The organism is Pseudoalteromonas denitrificans DSM 6059, from assembly GCF_900112265.1.
In the GTDB taxonomy this organism is placed as follows: Bacteria; Pseudomonadota; Gammaproteobacteria; order Enterobacterales; family Alteromonadaceae; genus Pseudoalteromonas; species Pseudoalteromonas denitrificans.
The window spans coordinates 19,008-33,536 of sequence record NZ_FOLO01000015.1; the positions used below are offsets into that span (position 1 = coordinate 19,008).

The following is a 14,529-nucleotide window of genomic DNA, read 5'->3' on the forward strand; positions in this document are numbered from 1 at the left end:
TTATTGTGCGTATATATTCATATTTTTAGCATAAATATCTCCCCAGCGTAAGCTGATTTTACTTCCCTCCGGATAGAGGGAATTTTTTTAGAGGTCAAAATGAAGGTTGTTATTATCGGGGCAAGTGGTTACAGCGGTGCAGAGCTTGCTTCACTCGTTGCATCACATAATAAGTTAACACTTGCAGGTATTTATGTATCAGAAGCAAGTTTAGACAAAGAAAAGTATTTAAGTGATTTATATCCTCAATATTTAGGTTTGTTAGATCAAATTTTACAACCTTTAACAAGTAATGCCTTTGCTGATATTCAAAAAAATGCTGATTTTGTCTGTTTATGTACAGATCATAAAGTAAGCATAGAACTTGCGCCTATTTTTATTGAAATGGGGAAGAAGGTGTTTGATCTTTCTGGAGGGTTTCGTTTGAGCTCTGATGAGGACTATCAAAAGTATTATGGTTTTAGTCATCAAAACATAAGTTTACTTAATCAAGCGGTTTATGGCTTAGCAGAATGGCAAAACACAGATGATATTAAAAATGCGCAACTGATTGCTGTGCCTGGGTGTTACCCAACAGCTGCGTTAAATGCACTGAAACCTTTGGTTGATGCGAATTTAGTAAGCAAAGAAAATATTATAATAAATGCTGTTTCAGGTGTAACTGGTGCAGGACGTAAAGCAAATGTTAACACTCATTTTTGTGAGGTGAGTTTAGCTGCTTATGGTTTATTTAATCACAGACATACCCCTGAAATTGAAAAATACTTAGGTCATAAAGTGCTGTTTACACCGCATATAGGAAATTTTCCTAGAGGTATTTTAGAAACTATTTACGTTCAGTTAAAAGAAAATGTAACAGCAGATCAAGTTGAAAAGGCATATGACTGTTTGGCTGATCAACCACTGATCCGTCTATTGGCTAATAAAATCCCCACAATTAATGGCGTAGTCAATAAGCCGTTCGTAGATATTGCATGGCAACAGCAAGGTTCTCAGTTAATTGTCATGTCGGCTATCGACAATTTGTTAAAAGGCGCTTCAGGTCAAGCATTACAATGCATGAATATAAGTATGGGACTTTGCGCGGAATATAGTTTATTACCTAAAGGAGTTCAGGAATGAAAACTTGGGTAATTAAACTGGGTGGTGCTGTTTTAAATAGTGAAGGTGCAGCTAAATCTTTATTTGAAGTGTTGACAAAGCAGCTTAATGCACAATTTGTCATAGTGCATGGTGGTGGATCATTAGTTGATACCTGGTTACAAGATGCCGGATTTGCAACTGCAAAACACTTAGGTTTGCGCATCAGTCCAAAGGAGCAAATGCCTTATATTGTAGGGGCGTTGGCAGGATGCGCAAATAAACAACTTATGGGGCAAGCAATTGCTGCAAATTTAAAACCAGTGGGTTTAAGTTTATATGATGCTGGGATTGAAAGTAATAAAAAACTTAAAGCGCTAGGTCAAGTGGGAACCAGTGAATCAACACTGGATAGTGTTGTTGAACTTATGTTAAGTCAAAAAAGGTTACCGATTATAAGTTCGATTGGTTTTGATTTAGATGGCAGTTGGTACAACGTAAATGCGGATGAAGCGGCTGCGGCAATTGCGGCAAGTTTAAATGCTGAACTTATATTTATGACTGATGTTGAAGCCGTTTTAGACGCTGACAAAAAACCTTTACATCAGCTTAATACAAATGAAATAAAAGAATTGGTTAATGATGGAGTGATTTTAGGTGGTATGCAGGTCAAAGTTGAGACCAGTTTACGTGCTGCCGAACACTTACGACGTGGTGTATATATTTCTAGTTGGCAAAAACCAGAGAATTTAGCTGATTTATTAGAAGGTCTGCACATTGGTACAAAAATTACTTTATAAATTATTTAGGAAAAATACATCATGTCACAACATTTTTTACACGGATTAGAGTTCGATAAAACAGCAATACTAAAGTTGCTTGATTTGGCAAAAGCATTAAAAGCAAATCCAAAAGATTTTAATCAAGCCTTGCGGGGATTATCAATAGTTACTTTATTTGAAAAGCCAAGTTTAAGAACACGTCTTTCATTTGATATTGGTATTAACAAATTAGGTGGTCACGCAGTTTATTTAGATCAACAAAATGGTGCTATGGGTTCTCGTGAATCTGTAAAAGATTTTGCTTTAAATATTTCAACTTGGGCTGATGGTATTGTAGCTCGTGTAAACCAACACAGTACTTTAACGACTTTGGCTGAACACGCAAGTGTGCCAGTGGTGAATAGTTTGTGTAATTTATATCATCCATGTCAGGCATTAGCTGATTTTTTAACTTTGCAAGAAGTACATGGGGATGTAAGTCAGCTTAAATTAGCATATTTAGGTGAAGGTAATAATGTTACTCACTCGCTTATGTTACTTGCGGCTACTTTAGGCACTGACTTTGTTGCTGTGTGTCCTAAAGGTGCTTCCCCCGATGCTCAAATTGTAAAACAAGCTGAACAAATAGCTGCAATTAATAATGCTCATGTGCAGGTCAGCGATAGAGTAGAGGCAGCAGCGGGAGCTGATGTTTTATATGCTGATACTTGGGTGTCGATGGGGGATACTTCTTCAATTGATGAAGTGAAGCAAAAGTATATGCCATATCAATTGAACCAAACATTATTAGAGCAAACGGGTGCAAGTACCGTTTTACATTGCCAGCCTGCTCATCGAGAGTTTGAAATTACATCTCAGTTAATGGATGGACCTGCAGCCAAAATTATTCAACAGGCTGAAAATCGTATGCATGCACAAAACGCATTATTAATCACATTATTAAATCCTGACTTTATTTAATTAAAAAGTCTAGGTCAGAACTTCAATTAAGAATTTAAGTAGGTTGGGTTTTAGCCTAATAAATTAAAGAAAGCATTATTCAAAGGTAAAGTTATGAGTTCAATAAAAAAAGTAGTATTAGCATATTCTGGTGGCTTAGATACATCTGTGATTATGCCGTGGTTAAAAGAAAATTATGATTGTGAAGTTGTCGCTTTTGTTGCTGATGTAGGTCAAGGGGATGAAGAACTTGAAGGCATTGAAGCAAAAGCATTAGCGTCAGGTGCATCAGAATGTTATGTCGTAGACTTAAAAGAAGAAATGGTTGCTGATTACATCTACCCTACGCTTAAAACGGGTGCTGTGTATGAAGGAACTTATTTATTAGGAACATCAATGGCACGTCCTATCATTGCTAAGGCACAAGTAGAAGTTGCACTTAAAGTAGGTGCTGATGCTGTTGCTCATGGATGTACAGGTAAAGGTAATGATCAGGTGCGTTTTGAATCTTGTTTTGCGGCTTTAGCGCCAAACTTAAAAGTGATTGCACCGTGGCGGGAGTGGGATTTAGATAGTCGTGAATCCCTTCTTGATTACTTAGCTGAACGAGATATTCCATGTGCTGCTTCAGCTAAAAAAATCTATAGTCGTGATGGTAATGCATGGCATTTATCCACTGAAGGTGGTGAGCTTGAAGACCCATGGTGTGAGCCGTCAGCAGAAATTTGGCCTTTAACTAATTCTCCAGAAGAAGCACCAAATGAAGCGCAATATGTTCATATTGGTATTGAAAAAGGTGAAATCATAGCTGTAGATGGTGAAAAACTATCTCCTTATCAATGTCTAGTGGCATTAAATAAACCTGCAGCACTTCATGGCGTAGGACGTATTGACATAGTTGAAAATCGTTTAGTCGGTATGAAATCGCGTGGATGTTATGAAACACCAGGTGGTACGGTAATGGTAACTGCTCTACGTGCACTTGAAGAACTTGTTTTAGATAAAGAGTGTCGTAAATGGAAAAATACTTTTGCCAATGAATTTGCACACCTTGTATATGATGGCCGTTGGTTTACACCACTTAAAGATTCTATTTTAGCGGGGGCTGAAGCGCTTGCTCAAACATTTACTGGTGAAATAGTTGTTAAGTTATATAAAGGTAATGTGACAGCGGTACAAAAGAGATCTCCAAATAGTTTATACAGCGAAGATTTTGCTACTTTTGGTGCTGATGATGTTTATAACCAATCTCATGCGGAAGGGTTTATTCGTTTATTCTCGCTTTCGAGCAGAATCACAGCACTGAGCAAAGAAAATACAAAGTAGTTTTTAGCAACAAAAAGCAAGTAATAACTAGGGCGAAATAATTCGACCAGGAGAACAAAATGGCATTGTGGGGCGGTAGGTTTTCATCAGGACCAGATCAGGCATTTAAACAGTTTAATGACTCATTGCCTTTTGATTATCAATTGGCAGAACAAGATATTATTGGTTCAATTGCCTGGGCAAATGCATTAACGCAGGTAAATGTATTAACGAAGGGCGAATTTCAACAAATTCAAACGGCATTAAATGAATTACTAGATGAAGTTGCAGTCAACCCACAATTAATTGTGGCATCAGGTGCAGAAGATATTCATTCTTATGTTGAAACTGCGTTAATTGAAAAAGTGGGTGATTTAGGTAAAAAGCTACATACCGGGCGCAGCAGAAACGATCAAGTCGCCACTGACTTTAGGCTTTGGTGTCGTGATACTGCTGAGCAGTTATTAAAAGCAATAACATCACTTAAGAATGCCATTATCACTTTAGCTGAAAATGAATTTGGAACTGTGCTACCTGGTTATACACACTTACAACGCGCACAGCCCGTACTATTCAGTCATTGGTGCATGGCTTATTATGAAATGTTGGAACGTGATGAAAGTCGTTTAAAAGATGCAATTGAACGACTTAATGTATGCCCATTAGGTTCCGGTGCTTTGGCGGGAACAGCTTATGCTATCGATAGGCAAAAACTTGCCGAGTCACTTGGTTTTACCTCTGCAACAAAAAATAGTTTAGATGGTGTTTCGGATCGTGATTTTGTGGTGGAATTGTTAAGTTGCGCTTCTATTTCTATGATGCATTTATCACGTATGGCTGAAGATATGATTTTTTATAATACTGGGGAAGCTGGGTTTTTAGAGCTAGCTGATAGCGTAACATCAGGCTCTTCTTTAATGCCACAAAAGAAAAACCCTGATGCACTTGAGCTAATTCGTGGTAAAACAGGCCGTGTTTTTGGGGCTTTTTCTGCCATGATGATGACCTTAAAAGCCTTGCCTCTTGCTTATAACAAAGATATGCAAGAAGACAAAGAAGGCTTATTTGATGCCATGCCAACATGGATTGCCTGCATACATATGGCAGAAGCGTGTATTAAAGGTGTCAAAATAAACCAAGAAGTCACCAAGGCTGCAGCGCAAGGTGGTCATGCAAATGCGACGGAATTAGCAGACTATTTAGTTGCAAAAGGTATTCCTTTTAGAGAGGGGCATCACATAGTTGGTGAATTAGTACAAGTTGCGATTAGTGAAAATAAAAACCTTGAAGATTTGTCCTTAGCTCAGTTTCAAGCAGTATGTAAAACAATTCAGGAAGATGTTTACCCTGTGCTTGAGTTACAGGCGTGTTTAGATGCACGTCAAGCATTAGGCGGAACATCGGCAATACAAGTTAAATTTGCAATGCAAAGTGCTAGAGCATCACAAAAAGTAAGAGTACGAGATGCAAGATTAGATGATGTTGAAGCGATAAATGATTTAATCCAATACTGGGCAAAAGTCGGGGAGAATCTGCCGCGAGCAAAAAGTGACATGATACATTCTATAAATGAATTTGCTGTTACAGAAATTAATGGCAAAGTGACTGGATGCGCGTCACTTTATATTTACGATACAGGTCTTGCAGAAATACGCTCTTTAGGTATATGTGAAAAAACTGAAGCTAAAGGACAGGGTCGCGCATTAGTTGACCATTTATTAGTTAAAGCTAAAAAACTGGCCCTTAAGCGTGTGATTGTTTTAACCCGTGTACCAGGCTTTTTTACTAAATTAGGGTTTTCAGCAAGCCATAAATCTGAATTACCTGAAAAAGTAATGAAAGATTGTGAATTATGCCTACGCAAAGATAATTGTGATGAAGTTGCTATGGATTATTTATTGAATACTCACGCTCAAACCGAAGGTCATATACCGTGTGCAAATGTTGCTTAACCTTCTTTATGTATAGATGTAGTTAGCATAATAGTTAATGACAGTATTTTGACATTAAATATAAAGTCCCCTTTTTATCGTTTTTTGTTAGAAACAAGACTCGTTAATTAAAGCCTATCAATATGTATTGATAGGCTTTTTTGTATATTAAATAAACATATAAAAATAACCACTGAAGGATGCTAAATCGAAAGTGTGAAAAAAGATAAATGTGAATAATTCCTTATTCGTAATTTCAATTGTTTTTTCAAGTTTGGATCGTAACTTGCTAAATAAAAAGGGAAATTAATTTATGAGTTTAAATTTAACCATTAAAAATAATAAATGACTCAAATTTCCCCTTTTAACAATAAAAACAAGGAAAAATATTATGCAAGCATATGACAAACAAGGTTTATCAGCACTGGTTCATAAAAAAAATCAAACAATGAATTCGTCGCAGAACACTAGCAAAAGTAGTTTATTATCTGCTAAGGTAATCAGCTTATCACAAGCTGCTTTGATTTCAGGGGGAGCTAGGTTAACAGCTAGGTTAAACCCTATGCGTGGTGGTGGGGTATTACCAGATAAAAAAAGTTTTCTTTAGTGAATAAAGTATAGTTTTAACTTAAAATTTAATTATTTTATTTTCTATTTGAACACATAACTTTTTTCAGTTTTAAGTAATTAAAAATAGAGATTAATAATGTTTTGGTTAACCAAAAACTTGAGTTCATCATTAGGTGCATTAGTGGTGTGGGGTTTTTTAATGGCTCTGCTTTTTAATTTATTAATGAAATATTCTAAAAGTAAAAAAGATAGCCTGCTATTTTTTTCTGCTTTTATAATGTTTAGTTCATATTTTATTAGTGATCACTTTTGGGATCTATATAAAGTCTCTGAAATTTATTTAATTTGGTTTAGCTATGATGTTATCACTTTAATTGTTATCTTTTGGTTTTCTAAAACTTTTAATTTAAAAACTTCTTTTGGTGTTAGGTATGTTTATATTGGACTTGTAATAAATTCATTATTCTTTTTAAGTATGCATATAGACACTAGAGTTTTAGGTAATGCAGAACATTGGTGGTTATGGGATCTATACTCAGCAGGCGTAAACTTAATCGATTTTATGATGATATTTGCGCTCATATTAGATAAAGACTATTTAGGCATATTTCGATTTTATAAATTTGTCACTTCACCCATTCGAAAAAAAGCGCTTGTATAGCGCTTTGATTATATCTAAAAATCAATATTGTCACTGAAGATTTTGGTTCAATTTATAGCTATTTATTTTAAATATTCAATAAACTCTTCTTTTAACTTTTTTATTTTAGGTCCTATTAACATACTGCAATAGGGTTGTTCTTGATTCGCTGCATAATAATCTTGATGGTAATTTTCAGCTAAATAAAACTCTGAAGCAGGGGTTATCTCTGTTACAATCTTAGCACTAAAGTGAGGTTGATATTTGATGATAGCTTGTTCTGCTAGATTTTTCTGTGCATCATTATGATAAAAAATAACGCTTCGATATTGTGTACCAATATCATTGCCCTGTCGATTCAATTGAGTTGGATTGTGTAAGGTAAAAAGCATATCAAGTAAAACTTCAAATGAGATTTTAGTTTCATCAAACTTGATTTGAATAACTTCGGCATGGTTTGTTAGCCCGCTACAAATTTGTTGATAGCTCGGATTTTTTATTGCTCCCCCCGCATAACCAGACTTTACAGAGTTTACACCAAGTACATTTCTAAATGCTGCATCAATACACCAAAAGCAACCAGCACCAAAAGTTGCCGTTTGAATTTCTTTGTCCATAATAAAACTTTTTGGAAGGCCATAAAAATAAGTATAACTTAAAAGAGTAAATATCTTGCCCTAGCGTATTAATTTATCTAATCTTTATCTGTATTTTATTAAAATTTATGTTTATTAGTGTTTTAGTTTCTATATAAGAAACTTTCAAAGTAGATAAAAGTGAAATAATGCTTAAAAAGTCAAATTGTATACATTGTAAAAGGTCGAGATATATTTTTATTTGGGCTTTTTTAATGCTAGTAATGTACTTTGCTTTTCTTCAATAAGATTATTTTTGCTATACTAAAATAGCTAATACTTAAGTAATTGTAGGAATTAATATAAATGAGTGAGAATGAAAGAGCGTTTATTACCAGTGGGCGTAATACAATTATTCATAAAGAAAAAAAATTAGATTTAGTGATAGTTAATGGTGATGAACATCCTCGAATTAAAGTAACAATTAATGGGCTAGAACCTTTTAAAGAAAAGCTACCAAAAAATCGCAGAGAAGCAAAAGAACGTTATTTAGAAATGGTATATGTAGCAACTCAAGATGTATTTACAGACGTGAAGCAGTTATTATTTATTCAAGCACTGGATGGAAGAGAATATAAAGTAGATTATTCCAAAATAGGTACTAAATTGTTTGTAAGGATTCATCAAGATAGTTATATGTAATTAAATCTAATATTATGTGTCAAAAATATTTGGCTAGCATTTTGCATTATTAACATTAGTGATAATGATAAATTAGGTGATGCCATGAAAAAAGTGGCTATTTTAGCTTTACTAGTAGCAAACATCACAGCTTGTGGTGGTGGTTCTGATTCAGATACCAATAAAGAAGTTTCTGTTAGTGTTAATGCTGGTTCCGATCAAGTTATAGATGAAAAATCAATAATAAACTTAACTGCGATAGCTGCACCAGCTGAAGGTGTATTTACTTGGACTCAAAAAAGTGGGCCCATTATAGCGGGTTTTCCTCTTGAAGGTGCAACACAAAGTATTACTGCACCGGAAGTAAAACAAAATTCACAGTTAACTTTTCAGGTGCAATACAAATCTCCAGACAATACAACAGCAATAGATGAGGTTGTCGTAATTGTTAATTCAATAAATCAATTACCTACCGTTATTATTGAGCAAACAGCTCCAACTCAACTACCGTCAAAATATGCTGATGTAATTACATTAAGCAGCGTAAAGTCAGTAGATCCGGATACAAATGGCAGTTTAGTAAATTATCAATGGGAACAAACGAAAGGCACTGAAGTGAATTTGCCCATAACAAACCAAGCTGACTTAAGCTTTTCTCACCCTTTACTTGATGAAAATACGCAAACACAGTTTAGTTTAACTATCACAGATGATGAGAATGGCAGTCAGACAAATTATTTTGATTTATTGTTATTTAAAACAGATAAAGTAATTGAAGTAGATACAGGGGTAACCCAAACAGCAAATGAATTTGAAACTGTATTATTAGATGCAAGTAAAAGCCAAACTCTTACGCCAAGTTTTAGCTGTGTTTGGTCACAAACTTCAGGGACTAGTGTTAATTTAATACAAGCTGATGAATGTATCAGCCACTTTTCAGTGCCTGATATAGATGCGACCGAGCAACTTCTTTTCACTGTCATTGTAAAAGATGAAAAGAATAGAACAGCATCAGGAGTTACCAGAGTTAATATAAAAACTTTTGCTTTAGGCATAGGCAATGATTCTGGCATGACCGATTGTTTTGATGAATTACAAAAAATTGATTGCAATGGTAATGATTTTCCTGGGCAAGATGCTGACTTTGGTCGTGATTCAGTTGCACAACATTTAGATAAAGCAGGATTTGGAGAGTCAGGATTTGATTTTACAAAGCTAGATGAGTTTGCAGATGAACTACCTAATGATACAAATGCTTTTTCATGTGTACGTGATAATGTAACAGGGTTGATTTGGGAAGTTAAGCAAGCAAATACGGGCACAATTCCAAATGCACAGCTAAGAGAAGGTCAAAATCATTATACTTGGTTTTATTCTGGAAGTGCTAACGGCGGTGTCGAAGGAACAAAAGGGGCTGCACAGTCAACTTGTACAAGTAGTTTAGATTGTGGGTTAGAAACTTATGTAAATGAAGTGAATGCAACTAACTATTGTGGTGGTAATAATTGGCGGGTGCCAAGTTACAATGAACTCATGAGCATTATGGATTTAAGTAAGCAGGGTCAAGCTCATTTATTAAATACAGAAGTATTTCCTAATATACCAGTGCAGACTCAATTGAACCATTTAAGGTATTGGACGTTAGAAACAAGTGCTGATGGACAAAGTTTAAGTTTTGCCTGGGTTTTAGATATGCAAACTGGTAATGATATTGCCTACCCTAAATCAAATACCGCTTATTTACGTTTAGTCAGAACCCCTTAGTTTGCGATGTAAACTTTGTTAATTAAGAAGAGGAGTGATATGAAATTAATTAAATTATTCAGCATGCTAAGTCTTTTTATCAGCCAAATAAGTATGGCACAAACGTGTTATGACGCTGATTTAGTTGCAACAACACCTAGCAGTCGTTTTGTTCAGTCTGATAATGGGACCGTTGAAGATCAGTTAACAGGTTTAATGTGGATGCGATGCAGTATAGGCCAAACATATAACAGTACAACAAAGGCTTGTGATAACGAAGCACAACAAGTTACGTGGCAGCAAGCACTAAAAACGGCAAAATCCACAACATTTGCAGATTTTAGTGATTGGCATTTACCTGACTATAAACAGTTGGCTAGTATTGTTGAAAGACAATGTGTAGATCCTGCAGTTAATGCCGTATTATTTCCAAATACGCTTGCAGAAAATTATTGGTCAAGCACATCAAGTATTGATAAAGCAGATCATGCTTGGGCTTATGCTTTTTATAGTGGAAAAAACAATTTAAAAAACAAGAATGCAGACGTATATTTACGTTTAGTAAGATTTGCTAAATAGCGAATATATTGAAGCTTTAATAAAACGCGGCTTTGGTCGCGTTTTTTATTTCTTGTTTCAAAGTTATTTTTCAGTGTGATTGGGTATTAAGCCCTTTTTTGCTAAAGTACGCCCATAGGTTTTCTTTATGAGTAAAATAATGCGCAAAAAGCTGTTACGGCCTCTAATAATGCTATGTCTGAGCTTTTATACTTTAAATGTTTTTGCTGAAGAAGAATGCAATGTTGAATTGGCGCTAGGCCTTATTATCACTGAAAATGTGATCAGAATAGTTGATGGTACCCAAACTCGCGTACAAATAAATTCAGGACTCAGTAAACAAAATCACCAAATATTCATAAAAGGTCGCTGGATAGCATTAACAGAAGAAGAAACTCTCGTATTAAATGAATATAGCCAAGGTCTTAGAAGCACAGTGCCAGAACTTGTTAACTTGGCAACAGATGGGGTTAATTTAGGTTTATCAGCTATAGAACAAGTTGTAGAAGGATTTTCAGATAAAGAACCTGAAGTATTGCAAAACCAGTTAGAGTATGTTGAAAAAGCTTTAATGAATAAGTTTAAAAAAGGTGATGATTTTTATTATATTGCACCTCAATCATTATCACGTTTAGACGATTTTTTTAAAAATGAAATTAGTGACAAAATTCATGCCGCAGTACATGGATCTTTAGGTGCTATTTTATTGGCATTGGGTGAAGCGTTTGAATCAGATGAGGGTAATATAGAGGAACGCTTATTAGATATGGGCGATCGCATGGATATTATTTCAAGTGAAATTGATAAAGCGTTGCAAAAAAAAGCAAGTGTATTAGAAAAAAAAGCAGCTGAATATTGTGGTTGTCTACAATCTTTAGATGAAACTGAAACTCGCTTGCAAAATATTATTCCGCAACTTGTTGAATTCGATTTAGTTAAAATCAAGCCAAAAATTTAACTAGGCTAAAGTGGGAAACTGTTAGATCAAGTCTGAGCTACTACATCTAAGTTATAACTCCTTATTGTATTAAAAGTAAGGAGTTATATCGTTATTTTTTTATAATTCAAATTTTGTTACTTCTTTCTCTAAATTGGTTGTCAGTAATTTTATTTCATCGGTTGAAGAGTGTGCTTGATTAGATACTTCGGCCGTATTATGTGCAGTATCTGAAATATTAACAATACGCTGCGCTGTATCTTCACCTGCTTCTAGTTGCTCTTTTGCTGCAACCGAAATTTGATGACTCATTAAAGATATTTCAGATAATGAATTGGCAATTTTTTGTAACTCTTGAGATACTTTTTGAGATTTTGATACCGTTTGTTCACTGGTTGACATACTTTGATTTACCGATGTTTTTGCATCTTTAGTTGCACTTTGCAGACGAGAAATCATGGTATGTATTTCTTCTGTGCTACTTTGGGTTCTTTGCGCTAATTGACGAACTTCATCAGCTACAACCGCAAAACCACGGCCTTGCTCTCCTGCTCTTGCAGCTTCAATAGCGGCATTAAGTGCTAGTAAATTTGTTTGTTCAGCAATACCTTGTATTACTGTTAAAACATTTGCAATATTATTAACTTCATCATCAAGAATTTGGATATTTGAGCCAGCACTTTCAATTTGCTTTTCTAACAATGTAATTGTTTTTGTTGCTTCCTCAGTCAATAAGTGTGCATTTTGTCCTTGTACTTCAGCTGCTTTTACGGACTCAGCTGCTTGTTCTGCATGATTAGAAACAGCCTTTGCAGAGGCCGTGAGTTCGGTAATTGCTGATGCTACCATTTGTGTTTCATTATTTAATGAGCCAGTTAAATTATCTAATTCAACAGAACGCCTTTCAGAATCAAGGGTTTGCTCTTTGAGGCTATTAGATACATTTATGATACCTTGAACGACGCTTTTTAATCCCACTTGCATATAATTTACAGCGCCGACAACGCTGTCATTTAGGGCGTTGTTAAATGCAATATTGGGTTGTAAATTCCCGCGTGAGACTTTAAGCACAATACTTAAAACTTGATTAATCTCAGCTCCTAAAGCATTGCTGAGTTTTAAACCAAAGTGACCTAATGCAAAAGCAAGTGCCAATGCGATGATAATAGATAAACCTAACAGCCATTGAGCAGTCGACCAGTATCGTTTATCAACTTCTTTATAACTGATGCCAGTACCTACATACCAACCCCAATCCGTTGTTTTTTGTACAACAGAGGTTAAATCGACAATTTCTCCCTCTCTTTTTGAACTCCAGTGGTAAGTAATGATTTTATCTACCTTGTTACCTACCAAACGTTCAACTAATTTACCAACGCTTGCGCCATTTGCATCTTTAAAATCATTGAAACTGGTACCATGTAATTGAGGGTCATGAGGAGCCGCGATAAAGTTTAATTCATCATTTACTACATAAACATATTCTGAATCATGGTATTTGTTTTCACGTAATAAGCGACTAGCGTATTCTTGAGCTTGTTCTTTGCTTAACAGGCCAGAAGTGGCGAGTTGTTCAAACTGTTGTACTATGTTGACCGTGCTTTTCATTAATTGATTAATACGTGCGATATTGTCGTTTTCACTTGTATGGCGTAGTGCCTGCAAACCTAAGCCTGCAATACTTAGAAGGGCAATAAATAATATCCCAACAAAAAAAATTATTTTTGAACGTAAACTCATATAGTTATCTCCTCTGATTTATTATTATTCGAATACGATAATAGCGCTTTCTGAGGCAAGTACTAGAGGTAATCATTAATAAAAATTATCTTTAACATGATTTTTATTAATGATTTGATTGAGGATTATTAAATTTTTTATTAAATAGAATCTATTTCATCTTGAGTTAGTGCCCTGTACTGACCAGGTTCTAAACTTGAATCTAATAATATCCTTGATACTTGTTCACGGTGTAATGCAGCCACATGATTTCCTACAGCTGCTAGCATTCTTTTAACTTGATGATATTTTCCTTCTTGAATTGATAGCTTTAAGCTAAAACGGGCAAGTTTTTCTACTTTTGCTGGAAGAGTTGGTGCATTTTCACCATTAAGCATGACACCTTCTTCAAGTTCTGTTATTGCCTGCTCTGTAATTTCTGCATCAGTTTCAATTAGGTAAGTTTTAAATTTTTGATGTTTCGGGGATGTTGCTCTATGTGACCAGTCACCATCATTTGTGATCAACACCAAGCCAGTGGTATCTATATCAAGTCTGCCTGCAATATGTAATTCCGAAAGTTTTGGCTCATTTAATAATTCCAATACAGTGGGATGCATTTCATCGCTATTTGCACAAACATAATCTTCAGGTTTATTTACCATGAAGTAGCGTTTGCCTAGATCGGTCAATTGAACATCTTTAAATATAACAATATCATCAGGCTTTACTTGATAATCAAAGCTACGAATGACTTCACCATTAACGGTTGCAAATTTTCTTTTGATCCCTGCTTTGGCTTTTGTGCGTGGGATCTCAGCTAAGTGACTAATAAATTTATCTAAACGGCAAGGAAATTTCATAGGGGTGTTCACATAGGATAATTTAATGGCGCGAGTATAGCGGATAGCTGTAGATAGATAAATATTGATGATATATAAACCGATAAAAAACCAATTGTTAAGCATGCTCTAATTTTGGGTCTATTATTGAAGAATAAACTATTTTGCTAGATTGACCTTGACTCCTAACCTCTGTTGACTTACATTTTAAAATTTGTCACATGTGT

The 14,529-nt window shown here is 35.1% G+C and carries 14 protein-coding genes; 11 read left to right on the top strand and 3 right to left on the bottom strand.

Annotated features, from left to right (window positions below):
• The first annotated feature begins 99 nt into the window (after window positions 1–99).
• The 7 genes from argC (at window position 100) to BM088_RS11220 (ending at window position 7,268) form a co-directional block, all read left to right on the top strand.
• Window positions 100–1,122 (top strand): N-acetyl-gamma-glutamyl-phosphate reductase, encoded by a 1,023-nt coding sequence (gene argC, locus BM088_RS11190; protein ID WP_091983706.1) that lies wholly within the window; start codon window positions 100–102, stop codon window positions 1,120–1,122.
• Window positions 1,119–1,880 (top strand): acetylglutamate kinase, encoded by a 762-nt coding sequence (gene argB / locus BM088_RS11195; RefSeq protein WP_091983708.1) that lies wholly within the window; start codon window positions 1,119–1,121, stop codon window positions 1,878–1,880. The genes argC and argB overlap by 4 nt, the downstream gene beginning before the upstream one ends.
• A gap of 21 nt (window positions 1,881–1,901) precedes the next feature.
• Window positions 1,902–2,822 carry an ornithine carbamoyltransferase gene (locus BM088_RS11200; RefSeq protein WP_091983710.1) on the top strand — a complete coding sequence of 307 codons (921 nt, stop codon included), beginning with the start codon at window positions 1,902–1,904 and terminating at the stop codon, window positions 2,820–2,822.
• Window positions 2,823–2,915: 93 nt separating this feature from the next.
• Window positions 2,916–4,127 carry an argininosuccinate synthase gene (locus BM088_RS11205; RefSeq protein ID WP_091983712.1) on the top strand — a complete coding sequence of 404 codons (1,212 nt, stop codon included), beginning with the start codon at window positions 2,916–2,918 and terminating at the stop codon, window positions 4,125–4,127.
• A gap of 59 nt (window positions 4,128–4,186) precedes the next feature.
• Window positions 4,187–6,058: an argininosuccinate lyase gene (argH, locus tag BM088_RS11210; protein WP_091983714.1), complete on the top strand. Its 1,872-nt coding sequence runs from the start codon at window positions 4,187–4,189 to the stop codon at window positions 6,056–6,058.
• Between the two features lie 370 nt (window positions 6,059–6,428).
• On the top strand, window positions 6,429–6,644 hold the full coding sequence (locus BM088_RS11215; RefSeq protein ID WP_091983716.1) for a hypothetical protein: 216 nt from the start codon (window positions 6,429–6,431) through the stop codon (window positions 6,642–6,644).
• A gap of 99 nt (window positions 6,645–6,743) precedes the next feature.
• Window positions 6,744–7,268: a hypothetical protein gene (locus tag BM088_RS11220; protein ID WP_091983718.1), complete on the top strand. Its 525-nt coding sequence runs from the start codon at window positions 6,744–6,746 to the stop codon at window positions 7,266–7,268.
• Between the two features lie 62 nt (window positions 7,269–7,330).
• On the opposite strand, the gene msrA is transcribed toward BM088_RS11220, so the two are convergent.
• A complete protein-coding gene (gene msrA, locus BM088_RS11225; RefSeq protein ID WP_091983720.1) occupies window positions 7,331–7,864 on the bottom strand; it encodes a peptide-methionine (S)-S-oxide reductase MsrA in 534 nt (177 codons plus the stop codon).
• Window positions 7,865–8,188: 324 nt separating this feature from the next.
• Between msrA and BM088_RS11230 the strand changes: the two genes are divergently transcribed.
• The 4 genes from BM088_RS11230 to BM088_RS11245 all read left to right on the top strand — a co-directional run bounded on the left by BM088_RS11230 (window position 8,189) and on the right by BM088_RS11245 (window position 11,762).
• Entirely contained in the window at window positions 8,189–8,524 is a 336-nt protein-coding gene (locus BM088_RS11230) for a hypothetical protein (RefSeq protein WP_091983722.1), read from the top strand.
• A gap of 84 nt (window positions 8,525–8,608) precedes the next feature.
• A complete protein-coding gene (locus BM088_RS11235; protein WP_245763806.1) occupies window positions 8,609–10,267 on the top strand; it encodes an Lcl C-terminal domain-containing protein in 1,659 nt (552 codons plus the stop codon).
• A 39-nt stretch (window positions 10,268–10,306) separates the two neighbouring features.
• Window positions 10,307–10,825 (top strand): Lcl C-terminal domain-containing protein, encoded by a 519-nt coding sequence (locus tag BM088_RS11240; protein WP_245763807.1) that lies wholly within the window; start codon window positions 10,307–10,309, stop codon window positions 10,823–10,825.
• Between the two features lie 169 nt (window positions 10,826–10,994).
• A complete protein-coding gene (locus BM088_RS11245) occupies window positions 10,995–11,762 on the top strand; it encodes a DUF2884 family protein (RefSeq protein ID WP_425439303.1) in 768 nt (255 codons plus the stop codon).
• A gap of 99 nt (window positions 11,763–11,861) precedes the next feature.
• On the opposite strand, the gene BM088_RS11250 is transcribed toward BM088_RS11245, so the two are convergent.
• Entirely contained in the window at window positions 11,862–13,481 is a 1,620-nt protein-coding gene (locus tag BM088_RS11250) for a methyl-accepting chemotaxis protein (RefSeq protein ID WP_091983726.1), read from the bottom strand.
• A gap of 140 nt (window positions 13,482–13,621) precedes the next feature.
• Window positions 13,622–14,323, bottom strand: a complete 702-nt coding sequence (locus BM088_RS11255) for a pseudouridine synthase (protein ID WP_091983728.1) — start codon at window positions 14,321–14,323, stop codon at window positions 13,622–13,624.
• Window positions 14,324–14,529: the final 206 nt, after the last annotated feature.